General features: G+C 57.8%; 16 protein-coding genes. 7 read left to right on the top strand and 9 right to left on the bottom strand.

What is annotated here, in order from left to right; translation table 11 throughout:
- Window positions 1-152 precede the first annotated feature (152 nt).
- The 5 genes from topA to TU86_RS15205 form a co-directional block, all read right to left on the bottom strand.
- Window positions 153-2,780, bottom strand: coding sequence for a type I DNA topoisomerase (topA, locus tag TU86_RS15225; RefSeq protein ID WP_048365159.1), 2,628 nt, complete (start codon window positions 2,778-2,780; stop codon window positions 153-155).
- Window positions 2,781-2,894: 114 nt separating this feature from the next.
- Window positions 2,895-3,131, bottom strand: a complete 237-nt coding sequence (locus TU86_RS15220; protein WP_048365158.1) for a DUF1653 domain-containing protein — start codon at window positions 3,129-3,131, stop codon at window positions 2,895-2,897.
- An 87-nt stretch (window positions 3,132-3,218) separates the two neighbouring features.
- Complete coding sequence (fadA, locus tag TU86_RS15215; protein ID WP_048365157.1) at window positions 3,219-4,394, bottom strand: acetyl-CoA C-acyltransferase FadA; 1,176 nt, start codon at window positions 4,392-4,394, stop codon at window positions 3,219-3,221.
- 27 nt (window positions 4,395-4,421) lie between these two features.
- Entirely contained in the window at window positions 4,422-6,569 is a 2,148-nt protein-coding gene (fadB, locus tag TU86_RS15210) for a fatty acid oxidation complex subunit alpha FadB (RefSeq protein ID WP_048365156.1), read from the bottom strand.
- 413 nt (window positions 6,570-6,982) lie between these two features.
- Complete coding sequence (locus TU86_RS15205) at window positions 6,983-7,420, bottom strand: hypothetical protein (RefSeq protein ID WP_048365155.1); 438 nt, start codon at window positions 7,418-7,420, stop codon at window positions 6,983-6,985.
- A 106-nt stretch (window positions 7,421-7,526) separates the two neighbouring features.
- Between TU86_RS15205 and TU86_RS15200 the strand changes: the two genes are divergently transcribed.
- On the top strand, window positions 7,527-7,982 hold the full coding sequence (locus TU86_RS15200) for a universal stress protein (RefSeq protein WP_048365154.1): 456 nt from the start codon (window positions 7,527-7,529) through the stop codon (window positions 7,980-7,982).
- 75 nt (window positions 7,983-8,057) lie between these two features.
- Here TU86_RS15200 and TU86_RS15195 read toward each other — a convergent pair whose 3' ends face one another.
- The gene (locus TU86_RS15195; RefSeq protein ID WP_048365153.1) at window positions 8,058-9,971 is read right to left on the bottom strand and encodes an ATP-binding cassette domain-containing protein; all 1,914 of its coding nucleotides are present in this window, start codon (window positions 9,969-9,971) and stop codon (window positions 8,058-8,060) included.
- Between the two features lie 216 nt (window positions 9,972-10,187).
- On the opposite strand from TU86_RS15195, the gene TU86_RS15190 reads away from it, so the two are divergent.
- Window positions 10,188-12,125, top strand: coding sequence for a transglycosylase SLT domain-containing protein (locus TU86_RS15190; protein ID WP_048365152.1), 1,938 nt, complete (start codon window positions 10,188-10,190; stop codon window positions 12,123-12,125).
- 78 nt (window positions 12,126-12,203) lie between these two features.
- Here TU86_RS15190 and TU86_RS15185 read toward each other — a convergent pair whose 3' ends face one another.
- A complete protein-coding gene (locus TU86_RS15185) occupies window positions 12,204-13,010 on the bottom strand; it encodes an MOSC domain-containing protein (protein WP_048365151.1) in 807 nt (268 codons plus the stop codon).
- Window positions 13,011-13,069: 59 nt separating this feature from the next.
- Window positions 13,070-14,005, bottom strand: coding sequence for a chemotaxis protein CheV (locus TU86_RS15180; protein ID WP_048365150.1), 936 nt, complete (start codon window positions 14,003-14,005; stop codon window positions 13,070-13,072).
- Between the two features lie 494 nt (window positions 14,006-14,499).
- Between TU86_RS15180 and TU86_RS15175 the strand changes: the two genes are divergently transcribed.
- The 3 genes from TU86_RS15175 to TU86_RS15165 all read left to right on the top strand — a co-directional run bounded on the left by TU86_RS15175 (window position 14,500) and on the right by TU86_RS15165 (window position 16,873).
- Window positions 14,500-14,928: a hypothetical protein gene (locus TU86_RS15175; protein WP_048365149.1), complete on the top strand. Its 429-nt coding sequence runs from the start codon at window positions 14,500-14,502 to the stop codon at window positions 14,926-14,928.
- 398 nt (window positions 14,929-15,326) lie between these two features.
- A complete protein-coding gene (locus tag TU86_RS15170; RefSeq protein WP_048365148.1) occupies window positions 15,327-16,217 on the top strand; it encodes a sensor histidine kinase in 891 nt (296 codons plus the stop codon).
- Complete coding sequence (locus TU86_RS15165; RefSeq protein WP_048365147.1) at window positions 16,214-16,873, top strand: response regulator; 660 nt, start codon at window positions 16,214-16,216, stop codon at window positions 16,871-16,873. Before TU86_RS15170 ends, TU86_RS15165 begins: the two co-directional genes overlap by 4 nt.
- On the opposite strand, the gene yegS is transcribed toward TU86_RS15165, so the two are convergent.
- Window positions 16,857-17,756: a lipid kinase YegS gene (gene yegS / locus TU86_RS15160; protein ID WP_048365146.1), complete on the bottom strand. Its 900-nt coding sequence runs from the start codon at window positions 17,754-17,756 to the stop codon at window positions 16,857-16,859. The genes TU86_RS15165 and yegS overlap by 17 nt on opposite strands.
- A gap of 416 nt (window positions 17,757-18,172) precedes the next feature.
- On the opposite strand from yegS, the gene TU86_RS15155 reads away from it, so the two are divergent.
- On the top strand, window positions 18,173-19,609 hold the full coding sequence (locus TU86_RS15155; RefSeq protein WP_048365145.1) for an undecaprenyl-phosphate glucose phosphotransferase: 1,437 nt from the start codon (window positions 18,173-18,175) through the stop codon (window positions 19,607-19,609).
- Window positions 19,610-21,067: a mannose-1-phosphate guanylyltransferase/mannose-6-phosphate isomerase gene (locus tag TU86_RS15150; protein WP_048365144.1), complete on the top strand. Its 1,458-nt coding sequence runs from the start codon at window positions 19,610-19,612 to the stop codon at window positions 21,065-21,067. It abuts the gene before it with no gap.
- Window positions 21,068-21,133: the final 66 nt, after the last annotated feature.

The following is a 21,133-nucleotide window of genomic DNA, read 5'->3' as shown; positions in this document are numbered from 1 at the left end:
GCACAGGGCTTAATGGTTTTACGAGCGCCACGCGCCCGGACGCAGCCTCGTATTACTCCTCAGCGTCTACGCCAACCACTGAAGCTGTGCATAAAAAAACCGCGCAAGCCCTACAGACCTTGCGCGGTTTTTTACTCTGCGTTCAGCTCAGATCAAGCGTCTTTTTCTTTACGCTTGTCTTCAACCTTCCAGCTCTTGCCATCGTAGAACGCACGCCACCCTGTCGGCTTGCCATCCACTTCAGTCTGCACGTACTGCTCTTTGGTTTTGCGACTGTAGCGGATCACTGCCGGGCGACCGTCCGGGTCTTTCTTCGGCGCATCACACAGGAAGTGATACTTGGGATCGATTTCATCCTTGTGCGGCACAATTTCGATCACCAACGGGGCACGGGTCTCACGATTTTTAGGGAACTGGCTGGCCGCAAGGAACAGACCAGAAGCACCGTCACGCAAGATGTAGGTGTCATTCACCTTCTCGCACTTGAGTTCCGGCATTTTCACCGGGTCCATCTTGGGCGGCGCCGCTTCACCGCTTTTGAGCAATTTGCGGGTGTTTTTGCACTCCGCATTGGTGCAACCGAAGAACTTGCCGAAACGACCCGTCTTGAGCTGCATCTCACTGCCGCATTTGTCACATTCCAGGCTCGGACCTTCGTAGCCTTTGATGCGATAGCTGCCCTCTTCGATTTCATAACCCGCGCAATCCGGGTTGTTACCGCAGATATGCAGCTTGTGCTTCTCATCCAGCAAGTAAGCGTCCATCGCGGTGCTGCAAATCGGGCAGCGGTGCTTGCCCAGCAACACCAACGACTCGGACTCACCCTCGTCATCAGCGGCGATTTCATCACCCGGCACCAGGTTGACCGTCGCCTTGCAACGCTCTTTAGGCGGCAGGCTGTAGCCCGAACACCCCAGGAAAACGCCCGTCGATGCGGTACGAATCTGCATCGGACGTCCGCATTCCTTACACGCAATGTCCGTCATGACCGGCTGATTGGCACGCATGCCACTGTCCGGGTCTGCGGCGATTTCAAGTTTTTTCTTGAAGCTGCCGTAGAACTCGTCCAGTACATTTTTCCAGTCACGCTCACCGTGTGCCACGTCGTCGAGGTTTTCTTCCATACCGGCGGTGAAGCCGTAGTCCATCAGGTCAGAAAAACTTTCGGACAAGCGCTCGGTAACGATATCGCCCATTTTTTCGGAGTAAAAACGGCGGTTGTGCAAGGCCACATAACCACGGTCCTGAATGGTCGAGATAATCGCGGCGTAGGTCGAAGGACGACCAATACCGCGTTTTTCCATCTCTTTGACCAAGCTGGCTTCGGAGTAACGCGCCGGTGGCTTGGTGAAGTGTTGAGTCGGATCAATATTGATCAACTTGAGCACATCGCCCTGCGCCATGTCAGGCAATACGTCGTCGTCACCCGGCTTGGTGATTTGCGGCATCACGCGGGTATAACCGTCGAACTTGAGGATGCGGCCTTTGGCACGCAGCTCGAAATTACCCGCTGCAACGCTGACCGTGGTCGACAGGTACTTGGCGGGCAGCATCTGGCAGGCCACGAATTGGCGCCAGATCAGCTCGTAAAGGCGCTCAGCGTCGCGCTCCATGCCCGACAGCTTGCTCGGGTGCATGTTTACGTCAGAAGGACGAATGGCTTCGTGAGCCTCTTGTGCGCCCTCCTTGCTGCTGTACACGTTCGGTGCAGGTGGCAGGTACGACGCGCCAAATTCACCTTCAATGTAGGTGCGTGCCATCTCGACCGCATCAGCCGACAAGTTGGTGGAGTCGGTACGCATGTACGTGATGTAGCCCGCTTCATACAGACGCTGAGCCATCATCATGGTTTTCTTCACCCCGAAGCCCAAGCGGTTGCTCGCGGCCTGTTGCAGGGTGGAGGTAATGAACGGTGCCGACGGCTTGCTGCTGGTCGGCTTGTCTTCGCGCTTGACGATGGTGTAGCTGGAAGCCTTGAGCTTCTCCAGCGCGGCCATGGCCTGGGTTTCGTTCAGCGGTTTGAACGCTTCGCCTTTTTCACGCGCGACGTCAAAGCGTACTTTTGCGCCCTTGGCGGTGCCGAGGTCTGCGTGAACTTCCCAGTACTCTTCGGGGTTGAACGCACGAATCTCGCGCTCACGCTCCACGACCAGCTTCACGGCCACCGACTGCACACGACCCGCCGACAAGCCACGGGCAATTTTTGCCCATAACAGCGGCGACACCATGTAACCCACCACGCGGTCGAGGAAACGACGTGCCTGCTGGGCATTTACACGATTGATGTCCAGTTCGCCCGGCTTGGAGAAGGCTTCCTGAATCGCTTTTTTGGTGATTTCGTTGAACACCACGCGCTTGTAGCGGCTGTCGTCCCCACCGATGGCTTCGCGCAGGTGCCATGCAATGGCTTCCCCCTCGCGATCCAAGTCGGTTGCGAGATAGATGGTGTCAGCATCCTTGGCGAGCCGGCGCAGCTCTTCGATGACCTTTTCCTTGCCTGGAAGGATCTCGTACTTGGCTTTCCAGCCATGCTCGGGATCGACGCCCATGCGCGAGATCAGCTGCTTTTGAGCTTTCTCTTTCGGCGACAGGGCCGGCGCTTCGCCCGCCGCAGCCTTACCGCGCTTGGCAGCAGGTTCTTTGCTGGCGCTAGCCGAACCGCTGGTGGGCAGGTCTCGGATATGGCCGATACTCGACTTCACCACGTACTCGTTACCCAAGTACTTGTTGATGGTCTTGGCCTTAGCCGGGGATTCCACAATGACCAGCGATTTGCCCATGGATCAGAAAGTTCCTGAATTCTAGAAGTGAAAGGCGGTTCGCGCCTGACGCGGCACCGCTATATATAGTGGCAACAAGATGAGGTCAAGCGCAGGGTGCTGCGCGACGTCGCCTTATGGCCGGGAAAAAAGGCTCGGTTCAGCCTGGATCAAGGCAAAGCGCGGCACTTGTATGCCGTCCACCGTGACCGTCTGCAAAAACATGCTCAGCGGGCGTACCCAAAAACCGTATTCACCATACAGGGCCTGGTAGAACACCACGTCCTCTTCGGTTTCAGAATGGCGAGCCACATTGAATACCCGATACTGCGGCCCTTTGTAATGCTGATAGAGCCCAGGTTGTAGCGGCATGTTGCGGCACCTTGCAAATAAAAAAAATAAAAACACCTAAAAAACAAAAACCGGGGCACTTGGCCCCGGCTTCTATCAACGTAACGCTTAGACGCGTTCGAAGACAGTTGCAATGCCCTGGCCAAGGCCAATGCACATGGTGGACAACCCGAAGGTGCCGCCATTTTGCTTCATCACATTGAGCAACGTACCGGAGATACGCGCTCCCGAGCATCCAAATGGATGGCCCAAAGCGATGGCACCGCCGTGCAGGTTAACCTTCTCATTCATCTTGTCGAGCACTTTCAAATCTTTCAGCACTGGCAGGGCCTGTGCTGCGAAGGCTTCGTTGAGCTCAATGAAGTCGATATCGGCCATGCTCAGACCTGCGCGCTTCAATGCTTTTTGTGTGGCCGGTACAGGACCATAGCCCATGATTGCCGGGTCCACACCTGCAACAGCCATCGAACGAATGACGGCCAACGGCTCAAGACCCAGGTCTTTTGCACGCTGAGCCGACATCACGATCATGCACGAAGCACCATCCGTGATCTGCGACGACGTACCCGCCGTCACGGTGCCGCCTTTAGGGTTGAACGCAGGTTTCAACGCCGCCAGACTTTCCATCGTCGTTTCCGGACGAATGGTCTCATCGTAATCGAAGGTTTTCAGGAAGCCGTTCTCATCGTAGCCCTGCATCGGGATGATTTCGTCTTTGAACTTGCCTTCAATCGTCGCCTTGTGAGCGAGTTGATGCGAACGAACACCGAAAGCGTCTTGCTGCTCGCGGGTGATGCCATGCATTTTGCCCAGCATTTCTGCGGTCAAACCCATCATGCCCGAGGCTTTGGCAGCGTACAGCGACATGTGCGGGTTTGGGTCAACGCCATGCATCATGCTCACGTGACCCATATGCTCGACGCCGCCGACCACGAAAACGTCACCGTTACCGGTCATGATCGCTTGTGCTGCCGTGTGCAAGGCGCTCATCGAGGAGCCGCACAGGCGGCTCACGGTTTGCGCGGCCGAGGTGTGCGGGATCTGGGTCATCAACGACGCCATGCGCGCGATGTTCCAGCCTTGCTCCAGGGTCTGGTTAACGCAGCCCCAGATCACGTCTTCCACTTCGCCCGGATCAACCTTGCTGTTGCGCTCCAGCACTTTGCTGATCAGGTGCGCAGACATGTCTTCAGCACGGGTGTTGCGGTGCATGCCACCTTTGGAGCGGCCCATCGGGGTGCGACCGAAGTCTACAATCACCACGTCTCTAGGATTCAAGCTCATAATTTCACTCTCACTCTAATGGGGCGCTTAACCGAAGAAGCTCTGGCCGTTTTTAGCCATTTCACGCAGCTTCGCCGTCGGGTGGTACAGCGCGCCCAGTTCAGCGTACTGATCAGCCAGGGCCACGAACGCTGCTACACCGACCGAATCGATGTAGCGCAGGGCGCCGCCACGGAACGGAGGGAAACCGATGCCGTAGACCAGGCCCATGTCGGCCTCGGCTGCGGTTTCTACGATGCCGTCTTCCAGGCAGCGTACGGTTTCGAGGCACAGCGGGATCATCATCCAGTTGATGATGTCTTCGTCAGTCACTTCGCGCTGTTCGTAAACGATCGGTTTGAGCACTTCAAGTACGCTCGAATCCACCACTTTCTTCTGCTTGCCGCGCTTGTCAGCCTCGTAAGCGTAGAAACCCTTACCGTTTTTCTGGCCCAGACGCTTGGCTTCGTACAGCGCGTCGATCGCTGAGCGACGATCATCTTTCATACGGTCCGGGAAGCCTTCAGCCATCACATCACGACCGTGGTGACCGGTGTCGATGCCGACCACGTCCATCAGGTACGCCGGGCCCATTGGCCAGCCGAATTTTTCCATGACTTTGTCGATGCGCACAAAATCAACGCCTGCACTCACCAGCTTGGCGAAACCGCCGAAGTACGGGAACAGTACGCGGTTGACCAGAAAACCTGGGCAATCGTTAACCACAATCGGGTTCTTGCCCATTTTCTTGGCATAAGCAACCGTGGTTGCAACCGCCAGATCGCTGGACTTCTCGCCACGAATCACTTCCACCAGCGGCATCATGTGCACCGGGTTGAAGAAGTGCATACCGACGAAGTTTTCCGGGCGCTTGAGGGCTTTGGCCAACAGGCTGATGGAAATGGTCGAGGTGTTGGACGCCAGGATGGCATCGTCCTTGACGTGGTTTTCCACTTCAGCCAATACCGCTTGCTTGACCTTCGGGTTCTCGACAACGGCTTCGACCACCAGGTCTACGTGACCGAAATCACCGTACGACAGCGTAGGACGAATGCCGTTGAGCACTTCAGCCATTTTCGCCGGGGTCATACGACCTTTATCAACGCGGCCAACCAGCAGCTTGGCGGCTTCCGCCAGGCCCTGCTCGATACCGTGCTCGTTGATGTCTTTCATCAGGATCGGCGTACCTTTGGAGGCCGACTGATAGGCAATACCGCCACCCATGATGCCTGCGCCGAGCACGGCAGCCTGCTTCACGTCTTTGGCGATCTTGTCGTAGATCTTGGCTTTTTTCTTCAGTTCCTGATCGTTCAGGAACAGCCCGATCAGGCATTGCGAAGCGGAGGTCTTGGCCAACTTGGCAAAACCGGTAGCTTCCACTTCCAGCGCCTTGTCGCGACCGAAGTTCGCCGCTTTCTGGATGGTTTTGATGGCTTCGACCGGGGCCGGGTAGTTCGGGCCGGCTTGACCTGCCACAAAACCTTTGGCGGTTTCAAATGCCATCATTTGTTCGATTGCGTTCAGCTTGAGCTTTTCAAGTTTCGGCTGACGCTTGGCCTTGTAGTCCAGCTCGCCACTGATAGCACGCTTGATCAGGTCCAGCGCAGCTGCCGCCAGTTGGGCCGGTGCAACCACCGCATCAACGGCACTGACTTTCAGCGCATCTTCAGCACGGTTTTCTTTGCCCGAGGCAATCCACTCAACGGCGTTATCAACGCCAATCAGGCGCGGCAGACGAACGGTGCCGCCAAAGCCTGGGTAGATGCCCAGTTTGACTTCTGGCAGGCCGATTTTGGCGCTGTCGGCCATGACGCGGAAGTCCGCTGCCAGGCACATTTCCAGACCACCGCCCAGTGCAATGCCGTTAATAGCCGCTACAGTTGGAACGTTGAGGTCTTCGAAGTCACTGAAGATTTTGTTGGCTTGCAGGTTGCCCGCGATCAGCTCGGCATCCGGCAGCTTGAAGTTTTCGACGAATTCGGTGATGTCCGCGCCGACGATGAACACGTCTTTGCCGCTGGAAACAATAACGCCCTTGACCGAAGCATCTGCCTTGATCGCATCTACCGCCTGACGCAATTCGTTCAGGGTTAGACGGTTGAACTTGTTGACGGACTCACCCTTGAGGTCGAACTTCAGTTCGACGATGCCACTTTCAAGAGCCGTAACCGTGATGGCTTTACCTTCGTAAATCATCAACTGATCTCCAGGATATGGAAGCTGAACAGTACACGTCGCACGCTAGCGTCTGGCTGGCAATGACGACACCGTCAATGCTCACGCCAATCCACCTGGCACACCCGCCGACGCGATATTCGGGGTTATGCAAACGCTGCCTGCACGGCAAACGCTCGATTCATACGCCCGTTTGATTTGGGTGTCGACACCTTCACGGAAAAGCGATCGATTGTCAATTGTCCAAAACAACGATGACAAAACGACCTTGCGTCTAAATGCCGGATCGTCTGCAACTGTAGCCTTTAACGCATCATGCACGCCGGTGTCCGGCGGCGAGGCCGTCGCACCCCCCTTCAAGCCCATGTTTGAGGCTGCCCCACCGTCATTCGGTTTACGGGCGCCGAGTAATCGAACGGCGCCCACGGCAACGGCTACGCCAATGCTTTAAGTGTTTCGTCTATGGCGACCAACACCTCAGGCTCACCCTTCTCACCCCAATACAACGCGATCATTTGGGTGCTGGCCTCGACCTTGTAGACGTTCGCAGGCAGCTTTCGAAATTGCGCCAGCAGGCGCTCATCGACGCATTCTTCACGCCATTGATTGACCCACATTCGCGGCGCAGATTGCCAATAGCACCACACATCAGGCTTAGTGCTGCGACGCGGACGATGAAATTGTGCGCATGAACCCGGCGGTTCAGGTTCAAGCCAGTGCGGCCATTCCTGAGGGGTCAGTTGCATGGCAAGCCCCATGCGTCGGGCCTCCATGCGCAAGGCCATGCGCCCACTCTGGCGGCGCGAGGGTCGCAGCCACGCCAGCGGGCTCAAAACCAGTGCCAGAATTGACACCACTATCCATACCGTCATATGTGTACTCTCATTAGCTTCAATTAACGCGTTAACCCTGACGTGAACCCAGGCTGTGCAAAAGAGCCATACTCACTCTCAATGACCCTTTACAGGAGCGCCCCACATGCCCACACCACCCAAGCCCTACTCGCATATTCTGGTTGCTGTCGACCTGACTGACGAATGCGACCCGGTGATCTATCGGGCCAGCGCCAGTGCGGCGGCCAATGGCGCCAAGCTGTCACTGATTCATATCGTTGAACCCATGGCCATGGCCTTCGGCGGCGATGTGCCAATGGACCTGTCCCAGTTGCAGCAACAGCAGTTTGAGCAAGCCAATCAGCGTCTGGAACGCCTGATCGACATGTACCCGCAACTGTCCAAAGACAACTGCAAGCTAAAATATGGCCAGCCGCGCCATGAAATCCACGGCTTTGCCAAAGAACACGGCTGCGATTTGATCGTGGTCGGTAGCCACGGCCGCCACGGTTTGGCGCTGCTACTGGGTTCCACCGCTAACGACGTGTTGCATGATGCGCCCTGCGATGTCTTGGCCGTGACCCTGAAACAAACGAATTAAGGCAGCGCCCAACCACAAAAAAGCCCGGCCCCTCGAAGAGAAAGGCCGGGCTTTTTCAGTTCAGCAACCGCTCAATCAGGCATCCAGCTCAGCCCAACGCTCAACCAACTGCTCAAGTTCAGCCTGCAAGGCTTCAAGCTTGGCAATCACTTGCGCCGTTTCAGCCGCTGGACGCTGATAAAACGCCGCGTCAGCCATTTCTGCCTCCACGCCAGCAATGGCCTGCTCTTTAGCATCGATTTGGCCTGGCAACGCTTCCAGCTCGCGCTGCAACTTGTAGCTCAGCTTCTTTTTCGCCGGTGCAGGTGCCGCCGCTGCTGGCGCCGCAGCCGGAGTGACCACCGCCGAGTTCAAATCCGCTTTGCCCGACTTGCTCTCGGTCACGCCCAACAGACGCGGCGAGCCGCCTTGACGCAGCCAGTCCTGGTAACCGCCCACGTATTCGCGAACCTTGCCTTCACCTTCAAAGACCAAGGTGCTGGTGACCACGTTGTCGAGGAATGCCCGGTCGTGACTGACCATCAACACAGTGCCCTGGAAGGTCAACAGCACCTCTTCCAGCAGCTCAAGCGTTTCGACGTCAAGGTCGTTGGTTGGCTCATCGAGTACCAGCAAGTTCGCCGGTTTGCTGAACAGTTTGGCCAGCAACAGACGTGCACGCTCACCACCCGACAGCGCCTTGACCGGCGTGCGGGCACGCTGCGGGCTGAACAGGAAGTCACCCAAGTAGCTGAGGACGTGGCGGCTTTGACCGTCAATGTCGATAAAATCGCGGCCTTCAGCCACGTTGTCGATGACGGTTTTTTCCAGGTCCAACTGGTGACGCAACTGGTCGAAGTAGGCCACGTCAATGCGCGTGCCTTCCTCAATCTTGCCGCTGGTAGGCTGCAAACCGCTGAGCATCAGCTTCAGCAGTGTGGTTTTGCCCGTACCGTTGGCGCCCAGCAGACCGATGCGGTCGCCGCGCTGCAACACCATCGAGAAGTCCTTGATCAGGAACGGACCGTCCGGGTGCGCGAAGCTGACGTTTTCGAGGACCATCACTTGCTTGCCGGACTTGTCAGCCGTATCCAGCAGAATGTTGGCCTTACCGGTGCGTTCACGACGCTCGCTGCGTTCAACACGCAGCGCCTTGAGGGCGCGAACACGGCCTTCGTTACGGGTACGGCGCGCCTTGATGCCTTGGCGAATCCATACTTCTTCTTGCGCCAGACGCTTGTCGAACAGCGCGTTGGCCGTTTCTTCAGCCGCCAGAGTGGCTTCTTTGTGGACCAGGAAGCTGGCGTAGTCGCCGTTCCAGTCGATCAGGCCGCCACGGTCCAGCTCCAGAATCCGGGTGGCCAGATTTTGCAGGAATGAACGGTCGTGGGTAATAAACAGAACTGCGCCCTGGAAGTCCTTGAGGGCCTCTTCCAGCCAGGCGATTGCGCCGATGTCCAAGTGGTTGGTCGGTTCGTCGAGCAGCAGCAGATCCGGTTCGGACACCAGTGCTTGCGCCAACAGAACACGACGACGCCAGCCGCCGGACAACTCAGCGAGGGTCTTGTCAGCAGGCAATTGCAGACGGCTCAGGGTGCTGTCTACCAATTGCTGCAAGCGCCAGCCGTCACGGGCTTCGAGGTCTTGCTGGACGTGCATCAGCTTGTCCAGGTCGGCATCGGTCACGATGTTCTGGCTCAGGTGATGGTACTGAGCAAGCAGCTCACCCACACCGTCCAGACCTTCGGCGACCACGTCGAACACAGTCCGCCCGTCGGCTACCGGCAACTCTTGCGGCAATTCGCCAATCTTGAGGCCGGGTGCGCGCCAAACAGAGCCGTCGTCGGGCTTTTGATCACCTTTTACCAGCTTCATCATGCTGGACTTGCCGGTGCCGTTGCGGCCGATGATGCACACCCGCTCTCCACGGGCGATCTGCCAGGACACCTTGTCCAACAACGGCGTAGAGCCGAAAGCAAGGGACACATCGCTGAATTTGAGCAGGGTCATGAGTTTCTCCAAAAACTGGGCGCGCATTCTACCTGATTTGCGCCCTAAGGCGGCCGGCTATTTATTGTTCAGGCCCCGCTTGCCTCCATTTAGTAGCAAGTTTCGCCGATTGACCGGCAAGGCTTTCACGCGCGACTGGCAAAAGGCTAAGCTACGACGCTATCAGTGCCGGGCGCCCCCTGCACTTGCCACGTTTTTTATCTGTACGGAAGCCACATGCGCAGTCGTCTCTTCAACTTTTTATCCTGCCTGCTTCTCACCAGCTGCGCCGTGCAAGCCGCACAGGCCGCACAGGCCGCAGACTTGACCCAACAACGCCAACTGTACGACGAGGCCAAGCGCGCCTTGGCCAAAGGCGACTCCGGCCCCTACTTTCGCAATGCCGACGCCCTGCGCAGCTACCCGCTGACGCCTTATCTGGCCTATGACGAGCTGACGGCCCGCCTTAAAGGCGCCAGCAATGTCGAAATCGAACAGTTCCTGGCCCAACACGGCGATCTGCCTCAAGCCAACTGGATGAAACTGCGTTGGCTGCGCTGGCTGGCCGAGCGCGGTGACTGGGCGACGTTTGCCAAGTATTACGACTCCAAGCTCAACTTCACCGAACTCGACTGCCTCAACGGCCAGTACCAGCTCGCCCATAACCAAAAAGCAGAAGGCTATGCCAGCGCCGAAAAACTGTGGCTGGTGGGCAAAGCCCAACCGGCGGCATGCGACGCGTTGTTCAGCCAATGGGCGGCCGAAGGCCAATTGACCGAGCAAAAACGCTGGCAGCGCGTAAAACTGGCGGCCGAGGCGCGCAATTACGGGCTGGCCAACACGCTGGCCAATGGCCTCAACACCTTGGGCCCGCAAGCCCGACTGATGATTGAAGTGGCGCAAAAGCCCGACCTCCTGAGCCAGCCTTCGCGCTTTACGCCAGCCAGTGAAGCCATGTCTGACGCTGTCGGTCTGGGACTGCGCCGCCTGGCACGCCAAGACCCGGAAAAGGCCGCGGCACTGCTCGACACCTACGCCACCAACATGCATTTCTCGCGGGACGAAAAAGTCGCCATCGCGCGCGAAATTGGCCTGACGTTCGCCCGCCGCTACGACAGCCGTGGCCTGGACATCATGACCCAATACGACCCCGAGCTGCGTGACAACACCGTCACCGAATGGCGCCTGCGTCTGCTGTTGCGGTTGGCACGCTGGGAAGATGCCTACCAGTTGACCCGCAAACTCCCCGAAGACCTGGCCACCAGCAATCGCTGGCGCTACTGGCAGGCCCGCAGCCTGGAACTGGCCGAACCAAAAAACCCGCAAGCGCAGGTGCTGTTCAAGAGCGTGGCCCGCGAGCGTGATTTCTACGGTTTTCTGGCTGCAGATCGGGCACAGACCCCCTACCAGCTCAATAACAAACCGCTGGTACTCAGCCCGCAACTGATCAACAAAGTGCGCAATACCCCGGGCGTACAGCGCGCGCTGGAGTTCCATGACCGCGGCCAAATCGTGGATGGCCGACGTGAGTGGTATCACGTCAGCCGCCACTTCAACCGTGACGAAATGGTGGCCCAAGCCAAGTTGGCCTATGACCTGAAGTGGTATTTTCCGGCGATTCGCACCATCAGCCAGGCCAAGTATTGGGACGATCTGGACATCCGCTTCCCGATGGCCCACCGCGACACGCTGGTGCGCGAAGCCAAGGTGCGTGGCTTGCACTCCAGTTGGGTGTTCGCCATCACTCGCCAGGAAAGCGCCTTCATGGATGATGCCCGCTCAGGCGTGGGCGCCAGTGGCCTGATGCAATTAATGCCCGCCACCGCCAAAGAGACCGCCAAAAAATTCAGCATCCCGCTGGCCTCACCGCAACAAGTGCTAAACCCGGACAAAAATATCCAGTTGGGCGCGGCTTACCTGAGCCAGGTACACGGCCAGTTCAACGGTAACCGCGTATTGGCTTCAGCGGCATACAACGCAGGGCCGGGGCGCGTTCGCCAATGGCTGCGCGGCGCAAACCACCTGGGCTTTGACGTGTGGATTGAAAGCATTCCATTCGATGAAACCCGCCAATACGTGCAAAACGTGCTGTCTTACTCGGTGATCTACGGCCAGAAGCTCAACGTGCCACAGCCACTGGTGGACTGGCACGAGCGCTATTTTGATGATCAGTGATCGAAACAGCCCACAGGAGCGAGGCCCAATTGCGCAGCGATCGCACACCCGGTGATCGCGGTGCCTGTGGGCACCGCGTTATTCAAGCACCGTGACCGGCATGCCCACTTCCAGCACCCCATTGCTGTCGTTCACCAGGTTCTGGCCGAACATCGTGCCGCCTTCCTGTTTGCGGTAGCTCATCAAGGTCATCAACGGTTCGCGCTGCTCGTCACGCTCGCCGGTTTGCGGATCGATGGTGGTGAGGATGCAACGCGAACACGACTTGACCAGACGAAATTCGACATCGCCAATACGAATGCGCTTCCAGCCGTCTTCGGCAAAGGCTTCGCTGCCTTCGACCACCAGATTGGGACGAAAACGCAGCATGTCCAGAGGTCGGCCGAGCCGGGTCGAAATATCGTCCAGCGAAGCCTGACCGATCAGCAGCAATGGATAGCCGTCCGCAAAGGCTACCTTGTCATCGTCGCGCCCATAACCGGCTTCAGTGGTGCGCGCACGCTCAAGCGGCACATGCACCAGGCGCACCGGGCGCTCGATAAAAGCACTCAGCCAGCGGGCCGCGGCATCGCCAGCATCCGGCACACGCAGGGTGTCGCGCCAAATGGTCACGCCGCGCAGATCCGTGTTGGCATCCGGCACCTCGACATCCAGCGCCGCAGTCCCCGCAGTGCTGAGCGTCAGCCCGCCGCTCGCGTTCCAGAGCGCAGAGAGCTGGCTCATTTTTGGATCGGCGCGCTGGGTCAAAAAACGCCCGGTGGCTTCGTCCACCAGCATCCAGCGTCGATCACCCACCACACCCAACGCGTCCAACCCCACTTGCATCAGGCTCTCACCCTGGCCGGACTTGAGCGGGAAACGATAAATCGAACGTAGATGCAACATGGATCAGCCCCTGCGGAGTAAAACGCCACAGTATACGAGCCGACCCCTCGTGCAAAGAATCAGGCCGGCACTTGATCCAGCACCAAGCGTTGACGCACCACGTCCACTAACTTGTCCGGCTGGAATTTGGACAGGAAGTTATCGCAGCCGACCTTTTTCACCATCGACTCGTTGAAGCTGCCTGACAGCGAGGTGTGCAACACCACATACAGGCCGCGCAAACGCGGGTCGTTGCGGATCTCAGTGGTCAGGCGGTAGCCGTCCATCTCAGGCATTTCGGCATCGGTGAAAATCATTAGCAGCTTGTCAGTCATGACCTCCCCTGAATCCGCCCAGCCTTTGAGCATGTTCAACGCTTTGAGGCCATCGCTGGCGACGTGCATTTTGACGCCCAACTGCGAGAGCGTTTCGCGCAACTGCGACAGCGCTACTTTGGAGTCATCGACCAACAGCACTTCGCGGCCTCGCGCATGCTCAAGAATCGGGTCCTCCAACGTTTCACGGGAGACTTTGGCGCTGTAAGGCACGATTTCGGCCAGCACTTTTTCGACGTCAATAATCTCGACCAACTGCTCGTCGACCTTGCTGATAGCGGTCAGGTAATGCTGGCGCCCGGCACTGGTAGGCGGGGGCAAAATGGCTTCCCAGTTCATGTTGACGATCCGGTCTACACCGCCGACCAGAAACGCCTGCACCGAACGGTTGTATTCGGTCACGATAATGGTGCTGTCAGGCCCCGGCACCAGCGGGCGCATGCCGATGGCTTGCGACAAGTCGATGACGGGCAAGGTTTGACCGCGCAAATTGACAACACCACAGACAAACGGATGACGCTGCGGCATCAGGGTCAGTTTTGGCAGTTGCAGGACTTCTTGCACCTTGAACACGTTGATCGCGAACAACTGGCGACCCGCCAGGCGGAACATGAGAATTTCCAGTCGGTTTTCGCCAACCAACTGTGTGCGCTGGTCTACCGAGTCGAGGATGCCGGCCATGAATAACTCCTGGGCGTGGGTGCTGAATGTCTAGCGTTATCGGCAGAATCACAGGGAGCTTAACCCCGAAAAGAAATCTACCCACCGAAAGTGATGGCACTTTAATATCACGGCATGTAATTATCCGCATGCCTTCTCGATCAAACGCCGCTCACCCCCTCCCCATGTCGTTATGCCCTAAGGGATTCCCCTAGGGGCAATCAGGCCTGACCTGATATTCGTGCTATCCAATTGCCATTATTGTGACCCCCTTCGCATTATATGAATCACGGCGGGAACTTTTCATTCTTGAAACAGCGCTGTCTGAGCGGCAACTTGCACTAAGGCATTGCGAATTTTTGAACGTTTAATGCGTCTTTTTTCAACCCCTCAAAGTGATCAGTTCAACTTAAAGTCACCCTGACGCTGCCCCTCTGTACCACGCCTGTTCGTGGCGTTGGCAGAATGAGTACGGACATTCACTTAAATGGCGTTCTAGCAGAGTGAGACGATGCATGTTCAATGGCAAAACACGGCCGTTAGCGCTAGCAGACTTTTTAATTGAAGCTCAAGTGTTGTTGACCACGGCAGAAGAATGCCTGAGTCACTTAAAACTGATCCACGACGATGAAGATGCGATCAATTGCATGCTGGGGACGCTGTCAAAACTTGAAAGGCGCGCCAAGGCACTGGCCATCACCCCGGTAGCCGGATTTTGCCGCGCCCTGCGGACGCTCCTCAAACAAGCCAATAGCCTGGGCACGCTGCGCGACAAGACGGTGGCGACCCTCAGGGACTGCTTCAGTCTGTTGGCCTGGCAAGTCGAACTGATTGACCTCAAAACAGGCCAATTGGTGCTGGACGATACCGAGCAAGTGATGCTGATTGCCACGTTTGCGGCGCAGATCGCTGACCCCTCCTGTCCGCCGGTGGCAAACGAGTAAATACATGCCGCTGATGCGCAACCGGTGCAGCGACACGCCAAACCTTGGCTGTCCCGGCCCACCCTCGACCGCAGGCGACGTTTAGAGTGACATCAACGCCGCTCTACACTTGCGCATTGCGTAATACCTAGCAACTAAACACATGTTCTTCCACGCATTAACGCTGTAAGAACAACCGGCAGGTCGCTAACTAAGGCGAACAAACACCGGGGAACTTAACGGGCAGCAAAGGCGACCTGCTTTAAATGAAGTGATACCATGCGCGCCGCCCATTGAGCCGGATACCTGCGAAGTAACAGGTTCAGGTGTCGCCTCAATTATCCATTTACGACCGTGTAACTCTAAACCTGGCACTCCCCTGCCAGGTCCTTCAGCGAACACCATTGGCTCCACACGCTATGCACGCCAGCCTCAAGTCATTCAAGCCCTGGTTGCCCACGGGTAAAACTGCTCGCCGGCTGACAGCGCTGCTCTGTCTGTGCTCGGCCACATCGAGCATCATCGTCTACCTGACCTCCGCGACATTGCCAAGCGCGTTGATGCTGCTCGATCTGGCGGCCCTGGGCAGCGTCTGGTGGTTGCACCGCGACTCACGCAGCGCCATCAAACTGCAACCCAAAGAGCTGGCGGCGCGGCTGATTCAGGTTCAGGAAAGTGAACGTCAACACCTCAGCCGCGAACTGCATGATGACATCGGGCAGCTCCTGACCGCCGCCACCTTGCAAATCCGCTGGCTGCAACGGCGCGTGCCCGAAGACTTGCAAGGCCATTGCCTGGGCCTGTGCAATGTGCTCGAAGAAACCCTGACCAAAGTGCGCGACGTGTCTGCCGCGTTTAACCCTCGGCAAATCGCAAGCTTGGGAATTGAAGTCAGCTTGCGTGCGCACTTGATCAAAACGCTGGAAAACACGTCGCTGCACTGGACCTTTGAATGCCACCAGCGCCTGACCGACCTGCACGAAGACATGGCATTCGCCCTGTTTCGCGTCACCCAAGAGTCCGTCACCAACGTGCTGCGCCATGCCAAGGCAACCAATCTGGTGGTGCAACTGCGTCGCCAGGCCGATGGCATGAAGCTGACGGTACACGATGATGGTGCAGGCTTCATGCCAGCCAGAAACCCCAGCCAGGCAGGCCAACGCGGCATGGCCGGGATGCTTGAGCGGGTTGAACAACTGGGCGGCAGCATCCGTGTCATCAGTGAGCCCGGGGCGGGCACTCAAATCGACGTGCTGCTGCCGTGGCCACGTCGCACGCGCGAACGCGCCAGCCTGAGCAAAAACCGATGACCTGTAACCTGCTGTTGGTGGATGACCATCTGTTGATTCGGGCCGGGGTCAAAGCACTGATCAACGACTTGCCGGGCTACGCGGTCATTGGTGAGCTGGATGACGGCGGGCAATTGCTGGAAGTGGCAGAACGGCTGCACCCGGACATCATTCTGCTCGACCTGTCGATGCGTCATACCGGTGGCCTCGAAGCGCTGCGCCGACTCAAGGCGACCCTGCCCCTGAGCAAAGTGCTGATACTGTCCATGCACACCGACCCGCAATTGATCATGCAAACCCTTGAAAGTGGTGCCCACGGCTACTTGCTCAAAGACACCAGTGCCGTGGAGCTGGAGCAAGCACTGGGTGCGCTGCGCCATAACGAGCGTTACTTGAGCCCGGCCATTGCACATACCGTGATCAATCAAGCGCTCAACCGGGGGTCGGGGCATGCCGCCCTTCAGGCCAAAAACCACAACCTGACCGAACGCCAACTGGAAATCCTGCGGCTCATCGTGCGGGGTAAATCCACCCGCGAAATTGCCTGTGGCTTGGGCCTGAGCATCAAAACCGTGGAGACCCACCGCGCGCACGTCATGAAGCGCCTGCACATCCACGACGTGGCAGGGTTGGTGCTGTTTGCCGTGCGCGAACAAATCATCAGCCTGGATGACTGAGCAGCGGCGAGCCTTGCGGCAAATGCACCTTTAACGCGCCCTTGCGCACGGCAAAGCGCCGGGCGTGCCCCGTCATCGGCTCACCGTCCAGATTGATCGACAGCCCCTCGGCCGACGTGATCTCAACCCAGGGCATGCGCGCACGCACGAACAGGTTGTCGATCCCCCACCCCCCCTCCATCAGCCCTTTGAGCGTGCCAACGACTTCCTGCGGGGCCGGCAAAATGCTGATGTCCAGCAGGCCATCATCGGCTACAGCGTCAGGGCACAGTTCGTGCCCTCCGCCTGCCTGGCGTCCGTTACCAATGCCCAACGCCAGCAGTTCGCCCTTCCAGTAGAAGTCGGGACCTTGCAGCTCGGCATGCGCAGCATGCAACTCGCTGAAACGCGACAGCCCGGTAAACAGATACGCCGCGCCACCCAAGACTTTTTTCAAGTCCTCGGATGTGTTGGCCGTGACCTGGCTGCCAAAGCCACCGGTGGCCATGTTCAAAAACAGCTCGCCCCCGGCATCACCCAAATCAATAGGGCGCGCCGATGTGTCGAGCAAGGCCAGCGCTTTCGCAGGTTCCAACGAAACGCCCGCTGCCCGCGCGAAGTCATTGGCCGTCCCCAGGGGCAGCAACACCAGGCTGGCCTCAGTCCGGGCCTGCACCATTGCTTCAGCGATATCACGCAACGTGCCATCGCCCCCGCCTGCGATCAGGTGGGTATACCCCGCCTCCAGAGCCTCGCGCACCAAACGCTGGGCATCACCGGCCTCCCACGTCACCCGCACCGCCAGCTCCCAGCCTTGGGCGCGTTGCTGCTCAACGGCGGCACGCACGTCTTCGTTGAGTGCCTGCTTGCCATGCAAGATTAAAAAAGCCTTTCCTGCGCTCATTCATCGTCCCTCAAATGTGAGTCTGGCCTTTTGGACAACAACCAAATGAAAACGGCCTGCGTTTTTTTTATTCGTCACGTTGCCCTGCCCGCCGGGCCGAAACACGGTTTTAAAAAAAGGATCGCGTTTTTCGATTCGCGACAAACTGTTTCATGTTCTTTACTACTGTCTAGACGCGAAAAAAGCCCTTCAGGCGATAGGTATAAGCCTGAATACAAGGGGTTGAGCAATCTTTCCCCCAAAAAAACAAACGTGTCTAGACTCCAGACCACACACAAAGTGCCAAATAAAGCCCCATAAAAAACACAATTAGCCGTTGCGCCGACTGCCTCTAAATTAGCGTTTTTGCAGCATGGATGAGTGACATTGCTTTGCGGTCCGTCCCCCGCCACGGGGGCGATTAAGAAGGGATACTTATGCGCTTGCAGCCCGTTGACAGTTTGTCCCTTACCCGGCCGAGCATGGTCGAGTACTTCTTGCTAGCCATTCGGCTGGTACATGGGGTTACTGCGATTTTGCCAGGCCTGTTGCTGCTGTTTTATTTGCGCGACCAACACCCTGAAGCCACCAAAAGTTATTTCGCCGTGCTGATTTTTTTCGGTGTGGTCAGCGTGCTGTTCTTTCAAGCTCTGGGCGTCTATGCCGAAAACATTTTCAGTAACCGCTGGCGCCTGCAACTCACACTGTTCGCCTGGTCTGCGGCGTTTTGCCTGCTGCTGTTCATGCACCGCGCACTGGACTTGTTCAACTTCATCTCCAACGGTGAGTTAGTGGTGTGGTACTTGGGCAGCCTGGTGTTATTTGGCGTTGAACGCATGATTTTGCTGACGCTGTTCAAGCGCTTGATGAGCCGTGGCATTTTTTTGCAGCAAGCGGTGATTTTGGGCGCCACCGAAAACGGGGTGCGCCTGGCCGAATACCTGGCCCAGCATCAGGACATTCGTTCCGGTGTCATCGGCTTTGTCGATGACCGCGTGGCCCGCCTGCCAGACACCGTCGCCCACCTGCCCTTGCTCGGTAACACCCAGGATCTGGAAAAAATGATCCGCGAAGAAAAGGTCACGCAAATTCTGGTCGCGCTGCCCTGGTCGGCTGAAAACCGGCTGGACTACATCATTCGCAACCTGCGCAAATTCCCGGTCAACGTGCTGCTGGTGCCCGACATGATTGCCTTTCGCCATGCGCACAACCGCATCAGCGAAGTCGCCAACCTGCCGATGTTTAACGCCTCCGAGGTGCCGCTGCGGGGCTGGTCGCCGGTATTCAAACGCATTGAGGACATGGTGCTGTCGACCCTCGCGCTGATCCTACTGTCACCGATCATGCTGCTGGTGGCGCTGGCGATAAAAATCGACTCCCCCGGCCCCGTCCTGTTTCGTCAGAAACGCTACGGCTATAACAATCGCCTGATTGAGGTGTTCAAGTTTCGTTCGATGTACCAAAACCAGTCAGACTTCACCGCCGACAAACAAACCACGCGCGGCGATCCGCGTGTCACACGGGTCGGGCGTTTTATCCGCAAAACCAGCCTTGATGAATTGCCGCAACTGTTCAACGTGTTCGCCGGCAGCATGTCGATGGTCGGCCCGCGCCCGCATGCCACGGCCACCAAAGCGGCAGGCATTTTATTTGAAGAGGCCGTGCAGGAATACACCTCACGCCATCGGGTAAAACCCGGCATCACCGGCTGGGCACAAATCAATGGCTATCGGGGCGAAACCGACACCCTGGAAAAGATCGAAAAACGTGTCGAGTTCGATCTCGAATACATCGAAAACTGGTCGGTGTGGTTTGACCTGTACATCCTGTTCCGCACAGTCCCGGCGGTAATCATGACTAAAGAGGCGTTCTGAATGAGCACACTCATTCCCTGCATTATCGCCGGCGGTGCCGGCACGCGACTGTGGCCGGTGTCACGTGAAGCCATGCCCAAACCGTTTATGCGCTTGCCTGACGGTGAAAGCCTGCTGCAAAAGACCTTTCGCCGCGCCACCGGTTTGCGCGGTGTGGGGCAGTTACTGACCGTCACCAACCGCGAGGTGTTTTTTCGCACCCTGGATGACTATCGCCAGATGAACAAAGGCGCGGTCGAGCTGGACTTCATCCTCGAACCCTTTGGCCGCAACACTGCGCCTGCCATTGCGGCGGCGGCCTTGCATGTGGCCCAACGCTATGGCGCAGACGCACAGCTGCTGGTGTTGCCTGCCGACCACCTGATCAAAGACATCGAAGCCTTCGGCAAAGCGGTCGACAGCGCGCGGCAATTGGCCGACGAAGGCTGGCTGGTGACGTTCGGCATTTTACCGACCAAGGCCGAAACCGGGTTCGGCTACATCGAGAAAGGCCAAGCGCTGAACGGCGACGCGTATCAAGTAGCCCGCTTCGTTGAAAAGCCCGATGCAGCTACCGCGCAACAGTACCTGGACGGCGGCCATCACTTGTGGAACGGCGGCATGTTTTGCATGCGCGTCGACAGCGTGTTGCGTGAGTTCAAGCAACACGCGCCCGACGTACTGGCGGCGGTCAGCCACTGCCTGGAACACAGCCAAGTATTCCAGGGCAAACAGGAAGTCCACCTCGAACTGGACAGCACCACCTTTGCCCTCGCCCCGGATATTTCCATCGATTACGCGTTGATGGAGCGCTCGCAAAAAGTCGCCGTGGTGCCATGCAGCCTGGGCTGGAGCGACATCGGCTCGTGGGAAGCGGTGCGCGAACTCAGCCCCGCCGACGCCAATGGCAATCAGTGCAACGGCGAAAACGTGCTGCACGATGTGCACAACTGCTACATCGATTCGCCCAAACGCCTGGTGGGCGGCGTCGGCCTCAACGACCTGATTATCATCGACACCCCGGACGCCCTGTTGATCGCCGACTCAAAACGCAGCCAGGACGTGAAGTACATCGCCCAGACGCTCAAGCGTCAGGGCCACGACGCCTATCGCCTGCATCGCACCGTGACTCGCCCGTGGGGCACTTACACCGTGCTCGAAGAAGGCCGGCGCTTCAAAATCAAACGCATTGTGGTCAAGCCGCAGGGCACCTTGTCCCTGCAAATGCACCACCACCGCAGTGAGCACTGGATTGTGGTCAGCGGCATGGCCAGGGTCACCCATGGCGACGACGAATTTCTGCTCGACACCAACGAATCCACCTTTATCAAACCGGGTAAAACCCACCGCCTGGTCAACCCCGGGGTGGTTGATCTGGTGATGATCGAGGTGCAAAGCGGTGAGTACCTGGGCGAAGACGACATCGTGCGTTTCACTGACATTTACGGGCGTGTGCCCGTCGACGCCAGCAAAAGCTGAATCAGGCTGTTCGATTGCCAATGACCCGCAAGGGCGCTGTGACCATGCATGCCAGGAAGCGCAAAC

The organism is Pseudomonas weihenstephanensis, from assembly GCF_001043055.1.
In the GTDB taxonomy this organism is placed as follows: Bacteria; Pseudomonadota; Gammaproteobacteria; order Pseudomonadales; family Pseudomonadaceae; genus Aquipseudomonas; species Aquipseudomonas weihenstephanensis.
This window is presented reverse-complemented; position numbering and strand designations above follow the sequence as displayed.